This is a genomic window from Epilithonimonas sp. KH_059, assembly GCF_057838485.1.
This window is the reverse complement of the sequence record NZ_CM174468.1, coordinates 359,915-375,759: the sequence shown is the minus strand read 5'-3', so window position 1 is coordinate 375,759 and position 15,845 is coordinate 359,915. Positions and strand designations below refer to the sequence as shown.

Sequence of the window (15,845 nt, the reverse complement as noted above, 5' to 3'; positions counted from 1 at the left end):
TGTTTATCGAACGACAATGAATTTGAATAAATGATGTTTCATATCGGGATTGTCAGTTTCAACCTGACAATCCCGATATGAAACATCTAAAAATTGTCATAATTTATAATGCTATTTAGTATCATTGCAGTCAGGTTTTAACCTCCAAAAGAGGTAGAGTAATACTTTTTCTTAAGCCATAGGCTTACTCTCACGAGGGCGATTAGTACAGGAACTTCTACCAAGGGTCCAATGACTCCTACAAAAGCTTGCGGAGAATGAATTCCGAAGACGGCGATTGCGACTGCAATGGCTAATTCGAAATTGTTTCCCGTAGCCGTAAAGGCAATCGAGGCATTTTTATCATAGGGTAGTCCAAAGGATTTATTAATCCAAAAACTTAGGAAGAACATGAGTATAAAATAGAGAATTAAGGGGGTGGCTATCTTAAGTACGTCCATTGGCAATTCTACTATTTTGTCTCCTTTGAGGCTAAACATTAGCACGATGGTAAAAAGCAGTGCATACAAGGTTATGGGTGATATTTTTGGGATAAATTTCCGTTTGTACCATTCGATTCCTTTTGTCTTGACTAGGAGATAGCGGCTTACAAACCCTGCCACAAAAGGGATCCCTAGATAAATGAGTACACTTTCTGTCACCTCTCTCATCGAAACGCTCACCTCGAAAGTACCTAGGCCTAGTTTGCCGGGTAGGATATTAATAAACAACCAAACGAGGAAGCTGTAGGTGAATACTTGAAAAATACTGTTTAAGGCTATTAAAAGCGCCGCATATTCTCGATTGCCCTTTGCTAAATCATTCCAAACAATCACCATCGCAATGCATCTTGCAAGTCCAATGAGGATAAGACCAATCATATAGTCCGGTTCGTCTCTTAAAAAAAGGACTGCTAGGGCAAACATCAAAATAGGTCCCACAATCCAGTTAAGAAGTAGGGAAATGCTAATCGTTCTTTTATCCTTTAGTGCCATGGGCAAAAGAGAATAATCCACTTTAGCTAGGGGTGGATACATCATGAGGATTAATCCTAGGGCTAGGGGAAGGTTGGTGGTCCCGACCGATAATGAATCTGTGATTTCAGAAACGGCAGGAAAGAAGTGACCGATTCCAATCCCGACTCCCATGGCTAGAAAGATCCAGAGTGTAAGATAGCGGTCTAGAAATTTTAATTTGGGTTGCATTCGCTATTTGATTTTTGAAAAGACATAAAACATTTCAGTCGCGATCTGCAAACTTCTATCTGCGTAGACTTGCGATTGCTCTGGAGTTGAATCCGAAATTTTAGGATCTTCAAAGGGAATCCCAATCCTTTTCTCGGCGCCCGCAATAAAGGGACATGCTTCTTCTGCTTGTGAGCAGGTAAGGATCGCTGCGAAGGAGGAAGCAGGATTGAAAGCACTGTCGTACTTTTTAGAAAATCCAAGGATAGGCAAGGCATTCGCCTCGTATTTTATGGCGTAAACAGGGTTATCACCTTCCCCAATTTTAAAAGCATCGAAGCCTTGGTTTAAAAGGGTTTCTGCTACTTTCGGATAAAGGGCCGTTTCTTCTGTACCTCCGGAATAGCAGGCTACTTTTTCAATTTTGAAGTGTGCGGCCGCGGCTTGGGCCCAAACCTGCGCCAAATGGCTTCTTCGGGAATTGTGAGTGCAAATAAAATTTAAGTTTATTTGCAGTTTTGCATTTGTTTTTTCCTGAATAAAATCAATCAAAGGTTGCAATTTAGTTCTGCGCTCCGCGCTTCCGAGCTGCTCAAATTGCAGCTGCTGGATTGTCTTTTTTAAGTTTGTGTTCATAAGAATAGGGTGGATTAACAGCAGCCTGAATTAGGTGAGCAACTGGAGGCTGTATTTACAGTAAGTTCGGATAAATTTTTGCGTTCTTTTTCAGTCGGAATGCCACAGGCCTCCTCTGCAAGGCAAGCGGTTAATTTATTTTTTAAAATGAACGTATTGCCATCGAAATCCAAATCGTATTTTCCGATCGTCCCGTCTTGATATTCGACTTCAATCTCGGAATCTTCAATGCCTAGTTTTTCTTCAGACAAATTAATTATGCTTAGTAGCTTTCCCGGCTTCAAACGATGCTCAAAATCGTCTGCATTCCACAGCTGAAAGTTGACGGTCTTCTCGTTTCGAATGACTCCACCACAGTCAATGAAGTTTTTATGGATCTGACCTACTTCCGTCACATGAAAATGCTCAGGAACAAAGGTTCCGTTTTCTAATTTGAACTGCACGTTTTCTAAAGAGGGTAAAATTGATTTGATTTCAGATAGTTTCATAATAATTTAAATTTCTGTTTGAATAGGAGTGGAGATAATCGTAGGTTTCGTTTTTTAGTTTAAGGTAGATAAGGAGATGGATTTAATGCTAACAACACGCATCCACATCAACGTTTTGGTCGAAGAATCCATTAATTTGTGCCTGAAATTGTTCCCACGCTTTATTATCGATACAATAGCAGATTGATTTTCCCTCTACAGAACCTTTTATAATTCCTAGGGTTTTTAATTCTTTTAAATGCTGTGAGATAGTAGCCTGCGCTAAGCCCAGTTCATCAACCAAGTCATTGCAGATACAAGCTTTTTGATTGATGATATATTGTAGGATAGCGATCCTTCCTGGATGAGCCAAGACCTTGAGTAGAGTAGCGAGCTTGTTTTGTTCCTCTGTATAAAGATCTGTTTTTGTAATTCCCATATGTTGTATTTTGATATTGCAATATTACGATAATAAATTTAAGTACAATTATAAAAAGTAAGATTATTTCGTGTAGTGTCTAGATATTGCTCGATGATGTTAAGAATTTCCATCAAGCGAACATTGGAAGCAGCAGTGTCTTGGAACTAGTATCTGATAGGGATTTAAGTAGGGGGCCTTACGACCTTAAAATCTTTGACATTGCCTTCCCTTTAGCCAATTCATCGATTAACTTATCCAAATAGCGAATTTCTCTGGTTAGCTTTTCTTCTATTTCCTCCACGCGGTATCCACAAATCATCCCTGTGATTTTCGAGGCATTGGGATGTATTTTCGCCTGAGAAAAAAAATCTTCAAAATTGGTTTTATTCACAAGATGATTTTGAAGCGTTTTCTCATCAAAGCCTGTGAGCCAAAAGATAATCTCATTCACCTCGTCCTTGGTACGTCCTTTCTTCTCTGCTTTCAGTAAATAATGCGGATAGACCTCCGCAAAAGGCATTTTGTAAATCCTCTGTTTGTTTTTTTCGTGCATAAAACGCTATGTTAGTTGGTATATGTATTCTTCAATCTCCTTTTGTCTTGCGCTGGCGAACCCTTTGTCTTTACCTATCTGCACAAAGCCCGCTTTCTCTAGCACCCTTCGAGAACCTAGATTGTCAAAAGCAACCCTTCCAAATAGGGGTCTTTCTTTTTCAATAGTAAGAAAGATTTCTAAGGCTGTACTTGCTATTTTTTGTCCCCAAAATTCCCGGTCAATCTATAGGTGATTTCTCTCTCTCCTTCGATAGAAAAGGAGGCCATGCTTCCTACAATACTCTTATTGAGAAGGAGGGTTTGATTGTTTACACTAGGATCATTTAATAGCTTCATGTACTTCGTTAGGTAGGCCGCTTTATCGGATGCGTTCTCTGGCATAAATGCGGCCATATGGCCTCCCTCCTTATCCAATTGAAATTGAAATAAAGTTTCTAAATCGGATATTTTGGTAGCTCTGAGCTCGATCAAAGAATTTGTATTCATTCTGCTTTCCTAGCTTAATTTGCGCCTAAAAGTCCTTTGCTCTCCTACAAAATGCAACCTCTTATTGGTCGTAATGAGTAGAGTAGTAGACGGAGTTTAATGAATAAATTTACAGAATTTTAAAGAGAAGGAAGCAAAAACGAATAGCTTCTTTTTCTTTGCAGGTGCAAAAGTACGCTTTGCTAGTTCTAAAAGACAAATCCCATGGCTCGAACGTCTTGGTTCTTTCTTAGGGCAGCAAAATACAGGGTCTGCTCTGCACCTTGCTCAGTTGAGGGAATATTTTCCAAAGCAAAACGAGAGGGTTTTTCTTCAAAAGCAAAATTATAGACTTTGAGCTTCGTCTGATAGGTTTCAAAATTCGCAGTGATGGCGATAAGTTCAAGGCTATCGTATTTTGAAAGAGAGGGGAGAAGAAGGGAGGTTTCAAAAAGATCTTTTGAAATCTTTACAGATCCCTTAGGTCGAGGCATTTCTCCAAACTCAAATTCTTTTAGCCTTTTCTTACCTAACTCGGTTTGAAGACCTCGGTAAACGCGCCGATCTCCTTTCGCAGCGAGAGCATCTAGATCTTTGATAAGGGTCATTACCTTCGCAAATTTTTGATAAAGATATTTGTCCTGTGCAAGGACCATATAGTTCTTAAGCGCTTCTCTTAGCATTTTTCCAGACTTGGAACAATGACCAAATTCAGAACTGTTCTGGCGAACTGCTGCATAGCTTTCTTTCTCTTCGTAGGAGGTTTTATTGAAACCGCTTTTACGACGAACCACATTTACGCCATTGAGTTGGTAGTAAACCAAATCCCCAATCGCGCCCTGGATTTCAATAGAACTTTTGTATTTCGCCATAAATGAATTTGCAAAAGAATTCAAATGTATCAATATTTTTAATCCTGACCTAATTATAGTATAGTTAAATTATAGTTGTAGTATAACATACATATCAATATATTTTCTATATTTGTAGAGCAAAGAGACTCGAATTTTGCGGTTTCTTTTGTAATTAAAACCTTTCTGTGATGAATACACTCTTGCAAGCTCCAAAAGAAAACCTACTTAAATCCTTTGTTGGACTAACCCTTGTCGCTTCCGTGGCCATTTCGTGTGGTACCTCTTCTCGCGCCGTGAATCATAAGCCGGTAGAGCGTGAGATCCCTACGAAAACGGTAGAAAGGTCAAGTGGTCTAAGGCATTTAGAATCAAAATACGCCGGAAAGAATTCTTCTCAGGTAGAGGACCTTCTTAAAGATGCGCATAAATACCTGGGAGCTCCTTACAAATACGGAGGGGATACGTCCTCAGGCTTTGATTGTTCGGGATTCACTCTCGTCGTCTTTGAACAGAATGAATACAAATTGCCGAGACGCTCTTCGGATCAGGCTCTCACAGGAGATCCCATTGAGATCACGCAGGTGAAACCTGGCGATCTTTTGTTTTTTGCGACAGGTGGAGGCTCAAGAGTTTCCCACGTAGGCATCGTGCACGACATTGGTGGAGATGGAGAGGTGAAGTTTATCCATGCCTCTACTTCAAAAGGAGTTATTATTTCCTCTCTAAACGAGACGTATTGGAACAAAGCCTATTTGCATGCCCAAAAAGTGCTTTAGAAATCTAACCTTTTAAATACTTCCTACTTATTTCCATTGAAATTCGTTCTTTTTTCAAGAATTGAGGAGGCTGGGTTTTTTAATCACAGCTTCTTTCCCTATTTTTGTTCTCAATTAATTACTTAGTTTAAAATGAGTTTACAAGAAAGAATCGAATCGATCTGGGATAACCGCGATCTGTTGCAACAAGAAGAGAGTAAAACGCTAATTAGAGAAGTGATTTCTTTATTAGACAAAGGCGAACTTCGCGTCGCAGAACCTACGGAAAAAGGATGGCAGGTGAATGAATGGGTGAAAAAAGCAGTCGTAATGTATTTCCCGATTCAAACCATGGAAACAATTGAAGTAGGACCTTTTGAATTCCACGATAAAATTCCACTCAAAAAAAATTACGCAGAAAAAGGGGTAAGAGTCGTTCCTCATGCAATTGCTAGAGAAGGAGCTTATGTAGCTCCAGGAGTAATTATGATGCCTTCTTATATCAACATTGGAGCGTATGTAGATTCCGGAACCATGGTCGATACCTGGGCAACCGTAGGAAGCTGCGCACAGATTGGTAAAAACGTACACCTAAGTGGAGGCGTTGGAATTGGAGGCGTTCTTGAACCGCTTCAAGCGGCGCCTGTAATCATTGAAGACGATTGTTTCATTGGATCTCGCTGCATCGTAGTCGAAGGAGTTCACGTAGAGAGAGAAGCCGTTCTAGGAGCGAATGTCGTTCTGACTGCCTCTACCAAAATTATCGACGTAACCGACGACGATCCTGTTGAGTATAAAGGACGAATTCCTGCACGTTCGGTTGTAATTCCAGGGAGTTACACGAAAACATTTGAAGCGGGAGATTACCACGTGCCTTGCGCGCTTATTATTGGCCAGAGAAAAGAATCGACCGATAAGAAGACTTCGCTTAATGACGCATTAAGAGAAAATAACGTGTCTGTCTAACAGACCTAGGCTTATAGAGTAAAGTGGGTACTTTTCTTGAAAGTATCCACTTTTTTTTACGTTATTTGTGGACTAATTCTATTTTGTTCGAAAGAAAATGAAAATTGCCTACGACGCGAAACGATTTTTTCATAACGCTTCCGGTCTTGGAAACTATTCTCGAGATCTCATCCGAATTCTTGCCAGTACGCCCAAGGAAAATCGCTATCTCTTGTATGGAAAATCCATTTCTACGCGGGGAGCCGAAATTCTCAAAAATCCCAAAGTAGAATTTAGGTCCATCGGAAATGGAAAGCTCGCAAGACTATTTCTGATGGGCAAATTAGCCCAGAGAGAAAAAGCGGATCTCTTCCATGGACTTTCTGGAGAACTCCCGATTCGATGGGAGAAGGAGCCCATCAAAAAGGTGGTGACCATACACGATCTTATCTTTCTAAAATTCCCTAAGTATTATTCCTTCTTCGATCGAAAAATTCATTATTGGAAATTTAAAAAAGCAGCAGAGCAGGCCGATTTAATCATTGCGATCTCCAACCAAACCAAAACGGATATTCTTTCTTATCTACCGGTGGATTCCCAAAAAGTACGGGTGGTCTATCAAGGATGCCACAAGGCATTCAAATGTGATATCCCACTACAGATTCTAGATAGCATTCAAGAAAAATACAAGCTACCTAGAGAGTTTCTACTGAGCGTAGGAACGATTGAAGAGCGAAAGAACCTTTTAGGTGTCATCGAGGCCCTTAAAGAACTTAAAGAAATCGAGATACCGCTTATCGTGGTAGGAAAACCCACTGCGTACCAAAAAAAGGTTCAAAAAGCGATAAAGCGTTATGGACTAGAAGACAGGGTTCATTTTCTAACGGGCGTAACCATGGAGGATTTAGCCTGTATTTATCGTCTCGCAAGCGTGTTTGTGTATCCAAGTTTTTATGAAGGGTTTGGCATTCCTGTCATCGAAGCCCTATATAGCGGAACCCCCGTGATCACAAGCAACAACAGTTGCCTACAAGAGGCCGGAGGTCCTCATTCTCTTTATGTAGACCCGTACAGCAGCAAAGACATTGCAGCCAAGCTTCGGTATTTGTGGAGTCTGGAATCGGAAAGGAAATTGCGAGCAGAAAAAGGATTTGAATATGTTCAAAAGTTCTGTGATGAGACCATTGCTTCTCAAATGTTTGAAGTCTATCAGGAAGTTCTTGAGTCCTAATTAAGGTCTTATTCTTTGCTCTTAGCATTCGCTAAAATAGACTTCGCGACGCGAGCCCCTGAACTGAAACAACCCTGCAATAAATAGCCCCCGGTGGGCGCTTCCCAATCTAGCATTTCTCCTGCGCAGTACACAGAAGGAAACTCATTCAATTCTAAGGTAGGAGCGAGCGAAGAAAAGGCCACGCCTCCTGAAGTGGAAATCACTTCGTCTATCGGTCGATAGTCCAAAACCTCGATTGGAAAACTTTTTATGTGCTTTGTAAGAATTACGGGATCTAGATAGCTTGTTTTATCAAGTGTCTTTAATAGATTAAGAGCGGTTGTGGATAGTTTCAATTCTCGCTTAAGAACGGGACTCATCTTGGGCGCATCCTTTAGTAGGGATAAGATTTCGGATTCGGATGCACTCGGCTTTAAATCAAGAGAAAGAACCAGTGGAAACTCTCTATGCCTTGTAAAGCGATTCATATAGTAGACGCAGCTTCCTTCAATCCCATACTTCGTAAATACAAGTTCTCCAATTTTGGACGTAGATTCAAAAGAAACCTTCGTGTTCTTCAAATACTGACCTTGCAGGGAATGAAACGTATCTTTCGTTTCATATCCGGAATTCGCAGACTCGAGTGGGGTGATTTCAATCTCTTTTTCCTGTAGGAAAGAAATCCACTGTGCGTCGGAACCGGTCTTCTTCCAAGAGCCGCCTCCTAGGGCTAAAACAAGATGGCTACACTCTACTATAGTTTGCTTCCCTTGGTACTCTAAATATACTTCAGAGTTCTTAAAACCAGCGAAACGATGCTCATAATGAATTTGGACTCCAAGAGAATCGAGCTTCTCTAACCAAGCGTTTAGAACCTCAATGGGTTTAAAGTTCTGGGTGGGAAATATCTTTCCGGAACTCCCTACATAAGTGGAGATGCCAATGTCGTCAAGCCATGCAATGACTTTGTCATTGTCAAAGTCTTTCACGATCTTTTGCATTTCAAGACGATCGTATTTGGTTACAAAAGAATCTATCGGTTCAATATGAGTCAAATTGAAGCCTCCTTTTCCTGCCACAAGAAACTTGCGGGCCGCGGCCTTGTTTTGCTCATATACATGAACTTTTTTACCCTGAAGGGCAAGTTGGTAAGCGGCCATAAGTCCTGCAGGCCCGGCGCCAATGATCACAATCTGTTTTTCGTTCATGCTAGTGCAAAAGTAAGCATTTCTAAGAGAGCTTCAAGAGCTTTGTGCGAGTAGAGTAGTTGGAGTAGTAGGTGGAGGCACTACAGAAGTTCAAGCCCACTAGTTGGAAGTCCAAAACTTTTGGAAATGAATAAAACACGTTTAACTTGCGAATTTATTCTGCAGGTTTATTGAGGTTTCAAAAGATTTGGATTGAGTCAGAATAAATTATTTTCTATAATACAAACGAGCGGAAATAGATATGTTTCTCTTTTTCCGCTCGTTATCTTTTAAAATTTATTTTTTACGATTCTGTCATTAACGATTTTGGATTTATTACTGGGAGAAAGGCATTATGCAAGTAAGTTCCACGAAATTGGCTAAAAATGACGCCTCGTAAAGTAGAAATAGAAACGGAATTTATTGCCGTTATGAAATCAGAGGGAAGCTCCATTTTCTTGTTATTCTTGTTTTCAAAGTTTTTAAGGTTTTCAACTTTAAAAAAAACACTGATCTCTATTTCTGCTAATTTTACATTGGTGTGAAAAGAAATTTGAGCATTGGCATTCACGGCAATCATTTCTTCTTCTAGATTAAAACGGTGCTCCACTCTAATGTTGAAATGAAAGTTGTCAGGGGTGAATTCCGCAGGCTGTTCAGAAATATGTATTTTATTGTTTTCAATATTGTCTAATCGAAAAATTACAACCGTATTATCCATTTTTTTAGTGTGCAAATGTGAATTGAACGTTATGTTTATAACCTGAAATATTCTGTGATTTGAAAATTCTCTTTAGCGGGATTTGAGATTTTTTTAGGATTTTTTTGTCTAATACCACAGTTTCGGCATTATAGTCCGATAAGAGGTTGATCCCCAAAACCTTTCCAATTAATTCTAATGTATCAGTTGTAAAATTTTGGGTACCGCTTAACCATTTGGTAATGACACTATTTCTTTGGTTAGTAAGTTTTGCAAGCTCAGATTTTGAAATATTATGAGCCTTCATCACATCATCAATCTGCGCTGCTAACTTCATCCGGGCAGTGGTTTCATTTTGTTCTTCTTCAGAAATTCCGGCAAGGAAATCGTCTAAAAAATCAGTAGTGTGTAGTTTTGCTTTATTTGGTTTTTTCATAAGTTTAGAGATTAAATATTAGATCTCCATTAATATCTGAAAAGTCTTTGGAAAATTCAATATCACCATTTCGTTTTCTTAGCTCTATTTCGGCAGATAAATCTCGCATCAATTGGTTTTCCTTTTTGAGTTTATCAGTTTCCTGAAGTGTTCTTGTATTTTTGGGTTTATGGCCTCCGTCTCCTAATATCACTAATACAGTGCCATACCTGATACAATACAGGCGAAGATTGGATTTATTTTTGTCATAGAGTGCGCAAACGCCGTCTCCTGGATTTCCTTCATGAGTTTTAAAAAAGATTTCGCGTGCTCCAACTTCCTTAAACGAAGTAATTCTCGTTGCAATATCTTTAACTTCATTAGGATAATCGGTTATATTTTCCTCAATAAAATTCTGGAATACTGAAATGCTTGTACCCGTATTTTCCAATGTATAGACCGATACATTGTCATTACTAAATTTCGGCAGTTTTACGAGTTCGTATTCCATTTTTGATTTTGCAAATATAGAACAAATTTTACTTATAAGTGAAATAATTTAAAAATACTTGAATCGGGGTTTGCCCAATTTCATTTCCTTCCATCCTGATACTGGTGAAGAAATAGCAGGTTATGATTGCGCAATTTTTTTGCTGAATTAGTGCTTTGATCTATATTTAAAACTTCCAGTATTTCATGTTCGCAGAATCGAGCGTACTTCAAGGTTTCTAAAGTAAACGTATACCGAGTTACAATAAGACGAAAGAGGCCAAAAAAAATCCTGAACTAAAAGTTCAGGATTCTCTATTGATAACAAAATTTTACATTTATTTTACTTGATCTACAACAGCTTTGAACGCTTCAGGGTGGTTCATTGCTAAATCAGCAAGAACTTTTCTGTTTAGTTCGATGTTGTTCTTTTTAAGAGCTCCCATAAATTGAGAGTATGACATTCCGTGCTCTCTTGCTCCAGCGTTAATTCTAGTAATCCAAAGGGCTCTGAAATTTCTTTTCTTCTCTTTTCTACCACGGTAAGCGTATTGCATCGCTTTTTCCACGGCGTTTTTAGCGACTGTCCAAACGTTTTTTCTTCTACCGAAAAAACCTTTAGCCATTTTCATCACTTTTTTTCTGCGGGCTCTAGAAGCCACGGCGTTTACTGATCTTGGCATAATTAAATTGTTGTTTTTTTGAAAAGGGCGGCAAACTATTTCATTGCGCTTATTTGCTCCGTTTCAGGGTTAAAATTTTGAATTGGTTAATTCTTATAAACCTAAAAAGGGTTATATAAAAACTACTTAATGGCTAATTGACGTTTCACGCTTTTCTCATCCACAGACGCAACATAAGACGTTTGCGTAAGATTTCTCTTTTGCTTCGTTTCTTTCTTTGTTAAGATGTGGCTTTTGTAAGCATTCTTTCTTTTGATCTTTCCGGTTCCGGTAAGAGCAAAACGCTTCTTAGCACCTGATTTCGTTTTTAATTTTGGCATTTGCTTAGTATTTGTTGTTATCAATATTGAGTTTGCAAAATTACGAAATATTTTGATACCACTGGCGATACCATGGGAAAAAGAGACTTCGAATCGAAATCTCTTTTTTTACCCTTTCGTAATTAAGATGATTTATTTGGCAGGTTTCTTCGGACTCATCATCATGATCATCCGTTTTCCCTCTAATTTAGGCATCTGGTCAACTTTTCCCACGTGCTCTAAATCTTGGGCCAAACGAAGAAGAAGGATCTCTCCTTGGTCTTTGTGAATGATGGAACGTCCTTTGAAAAATACGTAGGTTTTTAATTTAGAACCTTCTTCTAAAAACTTCTCCGCATGTTTCTTTTTAAACTCGTAATCGTGCTCGTCGGTTTGAGGTCCAAAACGGACTTCTTTCACGGTCACTTTTACCTGCTTCGCTTTTAGTTCTTTTTGTTTCTTTTTTTGTTCGTAGAGAAACTTTTTGTATTCTAATATTCGGGCAATGAACGGTTCTTGTTTGTCGGAGATGACCACCAAGTCGAGTTCGAGCTCTCTAGCCATGGCCTGAGCCTTCGCTAGAGGATATACTCCCGGTTCTACGTTTTCGCCCACTAAACGAACTTCCCTTGCGCGGATCTTGTCGTTAATCTGGTGAGCGTCCTCTTGGGGACGTCTCTGTGGGCCTCTACCTCTGTAATGAAATTTCTGTGCTATTGTAGTAAATTTTAAGTTATATTCTATTTTTGTGAACAAAAGCCCTTAGGCTTTTTGTCCAAATTCAGCATTAAATTCTGCTGCTTTTTTAAAGTAATTGATGAACTCTTCCACCGTCATAGTGCCAAGGTCTCCTTCGCCACGACGACGAACAGAAACGGTTCCTGCTTCGGCTTCACTTTCCCCTACGACGAGCATAAAAGGTTGCTTAGCGAGTTCCGCATCGCGAATCTTTTTGCCTGTCTTTTCGTTTCGTTTGTCAATTAGGCCGCTAATATCGTGATTTTCTAGTAATTGTGAAACTTTTTCTGCATATTCCACGTATTTTTCTGAGATGGGAAGCAGAATGAATTGGTCGGGAGAAAGCCACAGTGGGAAGTCTCCTGCCGTATTTTCGAGTAGAATGGCGATGAATCTTTCCATGGATCCGAAAGGAGCCCGGTGAATCATAACCGGTCTGTGTTTCTCCCCGTCGTTTCCTATGTAAGTTAGATCAAATCGTTCCGGAAGGTTGTAATCCACCTGGATGGTTCCTAACTGCCAGCGTCTGCCTAGAGCATCCTTTACCATGAAGTCAAGCTTCGGTCCGTAAAAGGCAGCTTCTCCGTATTCCACTACAGTGGTCAAGTTTTTATTCTTCGCCGCAGTGATAATCGCGGTTTCTGCTTTTTCCCAGTTTTCATCAGATCCGATATACTTTTCTTTGTTCTCAGGATCGCGAAGCGAGACCTGAGTTACAAAATCTTCAAATCCTAAGTTTTTAAACACGTACATCACAAGATCAATCACGCCTTCAAATTCAGTGAGAAGTTGATCCGGTGTACAGAATAAGTGAGCATCGTCCTGAGTAAATCCTCTTACTCTTGTAAGACCATGAAGCTCGCCACTTTGTTCGTAACGGTACACGGTTCCAAACTCTGCAAAACGTTTGGGTAAATCTCTGTACGACCATTGGCCTACCTTGTAGATTTCACAGTGGTGAGGGCAGTTCATAGGCTTGAGCATGAACTCTTCTCCCTCGTTTGGAGTCTTAATGGTTTGGAAACTGTCCGCCCCGTATTTCTGGTAGTGACCCGAGGTTTTGTATAGTTCTACATTCCCAATGTGCGGCGTCATGACAAACTCATAGCCTGCCTTTTTCTGAGCCTCAGAAAGGAAGTTTTCTAATTTTTTACGAAGTGCGGCTCCTTTAGGTAACCATAGGGGAAGACCTGCACCTACTTTTTCTGAGAAGGCAAAGATGCCTAGCTCTTTCCCAAGTTTTCTGTGGTCTCTTCTTTTGGCTTCCTCTAAACGCTCAAGATACTCGGTAAGTTCTTTCTGTTTCGGGAAGGAAATCCCATAGACGCGGGTAAGTTGAGGATTCTTTTCGTCTCCTCTCCAATAGGCTCCCGCTGCATTGAGAACCTTCACCGCTTTCACAATGCCTGTGGAAGGAATGTGTCCCCCACGACAAAGGTCTGTGAAATCCGCATGGGTTACAAAGGTAATTTCTCCGTCGTTTAGATTGGAGATTAATTCGGTTTTGAAAGGGTTGTCTGCGTAGGCTTCTAAAGCTTCTGCCTTAGAAACTGCGTAAAGATTGAAAGTCGAATTCTGCTTGGCATTTTCAAGCATTTTCTTTTCAATTTTTTCAAAGTCTTTTTCGCTTAAAACTTCTTCTCCAAAGTCTACGTCGTAATAGAATCCATTCTCGATCGCAGGTCCAATGGTAAGTTTCGCTTCCGGATAAAAAGCAAGAATGGCCTGCGCCAATAGGTGGGCGGAAGAATGCCAAAAGGCTTTCTTTCCCATGGGATCATTCCAGGTTAAAAGCTGAACCGTAGAATCCGTCGTGATTGGGGTAGAGACTTCTACCTGCTGATCGTTAACGATCGCAGAAATAGTGTTTCTAGCCAGTCCTTCGCTGATGGACTTTGCAATCTCGAGGGGAGTAACTTTACTCTCAAATTCTTTAAGGCTTCCGTCTGGAAGTGTGATTTTAACCATGTTCTCGCTTGAAATTAAATTATAAGCTGCAAAAATACGGATTTTCTGCTAATTCTTTCGAATTAGAACCGTGAATTCTAAAGGATCGAGGACCCACTCGGATCCTTTAAGTTCTGCCGCTCGAGCGGATAGAGTTTGAAAATGCAATTCAAACGTATAATCCGCTAAGATAAAGGCGGTACTTATGGGACCCGAGGAGATAGTTCCCCACTGATTTTTATAGGGCTCAATCCTAGTTTGTAGGGTAGGAAGAAGATCCTTAGTAACCGTTTGTCCGTTTTCTAACTTCAGAGTGAATAAAAGTGAGGGACTGTTTGCATACGGGCTGTAGGAAATATCCAATTGATCCCTGTTTAAAGGAAGACTTACGTTTGTGGGCACTTTGAAAGAATAGACGTAATCAAATCCGCTCGTCTTTACAAGCTGCGGCTCAATCTCGAGAGTAAAGTTGTTTTCTAGATAATTAGGCTTTTTATTTGCAACGTTCGTGAACTCAGATTTTAGCTTTGATTTCAATTGCCAATAGTCTCTTTTGGCTACATGAGGACTTAAATCTGCAAGCTGTTTCTTGGGAATCCATTTTGAGAGGGACTCCCACTCACCCCGCTCTGCTAAGAAATGAAATTTATCTACGATGCTTTCCCTGTGCGCATCCGAAATTTTGTGATCGAACTCAATCTTTCCCTCTTTTAAGACCTTCGCTTCAGACAATTCCTTTGCAAGTTCTACTTTTTGGCTTCGTTTCGCACTTGAAAAAGCATTAAGATAGGGCATAAATAGGGCAAAAGCTCCAAAGGCAAATAGGGAGAGTGGAATGAATTTAATTGAGGCATTTTGCCTCATGCAAAAATATCCAACTACGCAGGTGAGCCAAAGGGAGAGAATCAAAAGGAAATACCTTGGTTCTGTGTATCCGTATTCAAGAATTCTCGTAAAGAGGGCTATGAAAAGAAGAACTAAGAGTGGAATTAACGAGAAGTAAAAGATACGACTGAAAATCTTCACCCACGACCTCGATTGGTCGTTCTTTAAGGGATGCACGAGGAGCAAAGCGAGTTGTCCTACACAAGCATAAATTAAGATGAGATACGATACCCATCCTCTAGGAAGTTCCCACTGAATTAAAATTTTTGAGGCGTAGAGATATAGAATCACCACATAGATTAAGAGAAGAGGAATTAATATAAGTTGAGTAAAGAATTTTAGAGCGGCGGGGTAAGGGGTTGGTTTTTCCAGCTCCTGTATTCCCCCAGAGCCAAAGAGCAAAAAGATAAAAGTGCTTCCTGTAATAGAAAGAAAAAGAAAAATTTCAGGGTAGAGCGAGTCCTTAAAGTTCAGCTCGAAGAGTTTGTCAACAGACAAAATCGCGAGCATAACCCCACCGACCAAAACAAAAGTAAATACCCCCGTTAAAAAGACGTTTAAAAACAGTTGTTTGTTGTAAAACCAAAACGACTTAGGCTCCTTCTCACGAAGGTAAGCCCCAAACGATACAAGCAAATGAGAAAGCAGAAAAAGTCCGGCTAAAAAATACGCATTGGGAGGGCCAAATTCCTTTTCTGTTTTCGGAAGTATAAGATAGAGTCCTACGAGCAGTAAAAAGCCAATGCTATAGAGAAGTGCTTTCTTAGAGTAGCGTTCTGCTGCCATTTTTAAAGCAAAAAACAGGGAGATCCCAAGGCACGCCACAAAAGCGAGTACGGTAATGGAAAAAGCCCACGGCTCTTTTTCATTCTCAATTGCAACGATAGAGCTTATCCCTGCAATCAGGGCCATTAATAAAACAAAAGGGCTGTTTCGAACTAGATCTTTTGCCTGAAGAAGCAGCATTTGAAATTTCGTGTTCATCTTTTTCTTGAATTTAAGGGTGAAGGGGACTTACGTAAGAGTAC

At 40.1% G+C, this 15,845-nt stretch carries 20 protein-coding genes; 3 read left to right on the top strand and 17 right to left on the bottom strand.

Translation table 11 applies throughout. The features are described 5' to 3' along the window. Window positions 1-137: 137 nt before the first annotated feature. The 8 genes from arsB to AC3IRX_RS01710 all read right to left on the bottom strand — a co-directional run bounded on the left by arsB (window position 138) and on the right by AC3IRX_RS01710 (window position 4,579). Window positions 138-1,184 (bottom strand): ACR3 family arsenite efflux transporter, encoded by a 1,047-nt coding sequence (arsB, locus tag AC3IRX_RS01745; protein ID WP_489210785.1) that lies wholly within the window; start codon window positions 1,182-1,184, stop codon window positions 138-140. Between the two features lie 3 nt (window positions 1,185-1,187). After that, complete coding sequence (locus tag AC3IRX_RS01740; RefSeq protein ID WP_489210784.1) at window positions 1,188-1,799, bottom strand: low molecular weight phosphatase family protein; 612 nt, start codon at window positions 1,797-1,799, stop codon at window positions 1,188-1,190. 14 nt (window positions 1,800-1,813) lie between these two features. After that, the gene (locus tag AC3IRX_RS01735; protein ID WP_489210783.1) at window positions 1,814-2,287 is read right to left on the bottom strand and encodes a DUF6428 family protein; all 474 of its coding nucleotides are present in this window, start codon (window positions 2,285-2,287) and stop codon (window positions 1,814-1,816) included. Between the two features lie 88 nt (window positions 2,288-2,375). After that, window positions 2,376-2,705: an ArsR/SmtB family transcription factor gene (locus tag AC3IRX_RS01730; RefSeq protein WP_489210782.1), complete on the bottom strand. Its 330-nt coding sequence runs from the start codon at window positions 2,703-2,705 to the stop codon at window positions 2,376-2,378. A 178-nt stretch (window positions 2,706-2,883) separates the two neighbouring features. Then, the gene (locus AC3IRX_RS01725) at window positions 2,884-3,240 is read right to left on the bottom strand and encodes a DUF2200 domain-containing protein (RefSeq protein ID WP_489210781.1); all 357 of its coding nucleotides are present in this window, start codon (window positions 3,238-3,240) and stop codon (window positions 2,884-2,886) included. A gap of 6 nt (window positions 3,241-3,246) precedes the next feature. Continuing rightward, the gene (locus tag AC3IRX_RS01720) at window positions 3,247-3,405 is read right to left on the bottom strand and encodes a GNAT family N-acetyltransferase (protein ID WP_489211498.1); all 159 of its coding nucleotides are present in this window, start codon (window positions 3,403-3,405) and stop codon (window positions 3,247-3,249) included. Window positions 3,406-3,434: 29 nt separating this feature from the next. Beyond that, on the bottom strand, window positions 3,435-3,728 hold the full coding sequence (locus tag AC3IRX_RS01715) for a hypothetical protein (RefSeq protein WP_489210780.1): 294 nt from the start codon (window positions 3,726-3,728) through the stop codon (window positions 3,435-3,437). 188 nt (window positions 3,729-3,916) lie between these two features. Then, on the bottom strand, window positions 3,917-4,579 hold the full coding sequence (locus AC3IRX_RS01710) for a hypothetical protein (protein WP_489210779.1): 663 nt from the start codon (window positions 4,577-4,579) through the stop codon (window positions 3,917-3,919). Between the two features lie 170 nt (window positions 4,580-4,749). Here AC3IRX_RS01710 and AC3IRX_RS01705 point away from each other — a divergent pair, with 170 nt between their 5' ends. From AC3IRX_RS01705 to AC3IRX_RS01695, 3 genes are all read left to right on the top strand, one after another. Further along, window positions 4,750-5,337 carry a C40 family peptidase gene (locus AC3IRX_RS01705; RefSeq protein WP_489210778.1) on the top strand — a complete coding sequence of 196 codons (588 nt, stop codon included), beginning with the start codon at window positions 4,750-4,752 and terminating at the stop codon, window positions 5,335-5,337. A 132-nt stretch (window positions 5,338-5,469) separates the two neighbouring features. Continuing rightward, entirely contained in the window at window positions 5,470-6,282 is an 813-nt protein-coding gene (locus AC3IRX_RS01700; RefSeq protein ID WP_489210777.1) for a 2,3,4,5-tetrahydropyridine-2,6-dicarboxylate N-succinyltransferase, read from the top strand. A gap of 97 nt (window positions 6,283-6,379) precedes the next feature. Then, window positions 6,380-7,492 carry a glycosyltransferase family 4 protein gene (locus tag AC3IRX_RS01695; protein WP_489210776.1) on the top strand — a complete coding sequence of 371 codons (1,113 nt, stop codon included), beginning with the start codon at window positions 6,380-6,382 and terminating at the stop codon, window positions 7,490-7,492. A gap of 8 nt (window positions 7,493-7,500) precedes the next feature. Here AC3IRX_RS01695 and AC3IRX_RS01690 read toward each other — a convergent pair whose 3' ends face one another. The 9 genes from AC3IRX_RS01690 to AC3IRX_RS01650 form a co-directional block, all read right to left on the bottom strand. Next, complete coding sequence (locus AC3IRX_RS01690) at window positions 7,501-8,682, bottom strand: BaiN/RdsA family NAD(P)/FAD-dependent oxidoreductase (protein WP_489210775.1); 1,182 nt, start codon at window positions 8,680-8,682, stop codon at window positions 7,501-7,503. A gap of 283 nt (window positions 8,683-8,965) precedes the next feature. Then, window positions 8,966-9,382 carry a hypothetical protein gene (locus tag AC3IRX_RS01685; RefSeq protein WP_489210774.1) on the bottom strand — a complete coding sequence of 139 codons (417 nt, stop codon included), beginning with the start codon at window positions 9,380-9,382 and terminating at the stop codon, window positions 8,966-8,968. A gap of 4 nt (window positions 9,383-9,386) precedes the next feature. Continuing rightward, window positions 9,387-9,797 carry a helix-turn-helix domain-containing protein gene (locus tag AC3IRX_RS01680; protein ID WP_489210773.1) on the bottom strand — a complete coding sequence of 137 codons (411 nt, stop codon included), beginning with the start codon at window positions 9,795-9,797 and terminating at the stop codon, window positions 9,387-9,389. A gap of 4 nt (window positions 9,798-9,801) precedes the next feature. Then, window positions 9,802-10,287, bottom strand: a complete 486-nt coding sequence (locus AC3IRX_RS01675) for a hypothetical protein (protein ID WP_489210772.1) — start codon at window positions 10,285-10,287, stop codon at window positions 9,802-9,804. Window positions 10,288-10,603: 316 nt separating this feature from the next. Further along, window positions 10,604-10,948 carry a 50S ribosomal protein L20 gene (gene rplT / locus AC3IRX_RS01670; RefSeq protein ID WP_489210771.1) on the bottom strand — a complete coding sequence of 115 codons (345 nt, stop codon included), beginning with the start codon at window positions 10,946-10,948 and terminating at the stop codon, window positions 10,604-10,606. Window positions 10,949-11,070: 122 nt separating this feature from the next. Beyond that, window positions 11,071-11,268, bottom strand: coding sequence for a 50S ribosomal protein L35 (rpmI, locus tag AC3IRX_RS01665; protein ID WP_459083978.1), 198 nt, complete (start codon window positions 11,266-11,268; stop codon window positions 11,071-11,073). A gap of 132 nt (window positions 11,269-11,400) precedes the next feature. Beyond that, the gene (infC, locus tag AC3IRX_RS01660) at window positions 11,401-11,964 is read right to left on the bottom strand and encodes a translation initiation factor IF-3 (RefSeq protein WP_459084016.1); all 564 of its coding nucleotides are present in this window, start codon (window positions 11,962-11,964) and stop codon (window positions 11,401-11,403) included. Between the two features lie 45 nt (window positions 11,965-12,009). Next, window positions 12,010-13,953, bottom strand: a complete 1,944-nt coding sequence (gene thrS / locus AC3IRX_RS01655; RefSeq protein ID WP_489210770.1) for a threonine--tRNA ligase — start codon at window positions 13,951-13,953, stop codon at window positions 12,010-12,012. A gap of 48 nt (window positions 13,954-14,001) precedes the next feature. After that, a complete protein-coding gene (locus tag AC3IRX_RS01650; RefSeq protein WP_489210769.1) occupies window positions 14,002-15,801 on the bottom strand; it encodes a DUF4153 domain-containing protein in 1,800 nt (599 codons plus the stop codon). Between the last annotated feature and the right edge of the window lie 44 nt (window positions 15,802-15,845).

Excerpts from the sequence above, each read along its gene's own strand:
- AC3IRX_RS01690 (WP_489210775.1), bottom strand. The coding sequence starts at position 8,682 with ATGAACGAAAAACAGATTGTGATCATTGGCGCCGGGCCTGCAGGACTT.
- rplT (WP_489210771.1), bottom strand. The coding sequence starts at position 10,948 with ATGCCAAGATCAGTAAACGCCGTGGCTTCTAGAGCCCGCAGAAAAAAA.
- AC3IRX_RS01675 (WP_489210772.1), bottom strand. The coding sequence starts at position 10,287 with ATGGAATACGAACTCGTAAAACTGCCGAAATTTAGTAATGACAATGTA.
- AC3IRX_RS01715 (WP_489210780.1), bottom strand. The coding sequence starts at position 3,728 with ATGAATACAAATTCTTTGATCGAGCTCAGAGCTACCAAAATATCCGAT.
- rpmI (WP_459083978.1), bottom strand. The coding sequence starts at position 11,268 with ATGCCAAAATTAAAAACGAAATCAGGTGCTAAGAAGCGTTTTGCTCTT.
- thrS (WP_489210770.1), bottom strand. The coding sequence starts at position 13,953 with ATGGTTAAAATCACACTTCCAGACGGAAGCCTTAAAGAATTTGAGAGT.
- AC3IRX_RS01740 (WP_489210784.1), bottom strand. The coding sequence starts at position 1,799 with ATGAACACAAACTTAAAAAAGACAATCCAGCAGCTGCAATTTGAGCAG.
- AC3IRX_RS01700 (WP_489210777.1), top strand. The coding sequence starts at position 5,470 with ATGAGTTTACAAGAAAGAATCGAATCGATCTGGGATAACCGCGATCTG.
- AC3IRX_RS01680 (WP_489210773.1), bottom strand. The coding sequence starts at position 9,797 with ATGAAAAAACCAAATAAAGCAAAACTACACACTACTGATTTTTTAGAC.
- AC3IRX_RS01705 (WP_489210778.1), top strand. The coding sequence starts at position 4,750 with ATGAATACACTCTTGCAAGCTCCAAAAGAAAACCTACTTAAATCCTTT.
- AC3IRX_RS01725 (WP_489210781.1), bottom strand. The coding sequence starts at position 3,240 with ATGCACGAAAAAAACAAACAGAGGATTTACAAAATGCCTTTTGCGGAG.
- arsB (WP_489210785.1), bottom strand. The coding sequence starts at position 1,184 with ATGCAACCCAAATTAAAATTTCTAGACCGCTATCTTACACTCTGGATC.
- AC3IRX_RS01730 (WP_489210782.1), bottom strand. The coding sequence starts at position 2,705 with ATGGGAATTACAAAAACAGATCTTTATACAGAGGAACAAAACAAGCTC.
- AC3IRX_RS01685 (WP_489210774.1), bottom strand. The coding sequence starts at position 9,382 with ATGGATAATACGGTTGTAATTTTTCGATTAGACAATATTGAAAACAAT.
- AC3IRX_RS01650 (WP_489210769.1), bottom strand. The coding sequence starts at position 15,801 with ATGAACACGAAATTTCAAATGCTGCTTCTTCAGGCAAAAGATCTAGTT.
- AC3IRX_RS01710 (WP_489210779.1), bottom strand. The coding sequence starts at position 4,579 with ATGGCGAAATACAAAAGTTCTATTGAAATCCAGGGCGCGATTGGGGAT.
- AC3IRX_RS01735 (WP_489210783.1), bottom strand. The coding sequence starts at position 2,287 with ATGAAACTATCTGAAATCAAATCAATTTTACCCTCTTTAGAAAACGTG.
- AC3IRX_RS01695 (WP_489210776.1), top strand. The coding sequence starts at position 6,380 with ATGAAAATTGCCTACGACGCGAAACGATTTTTTCATAACGCTTCCGGT.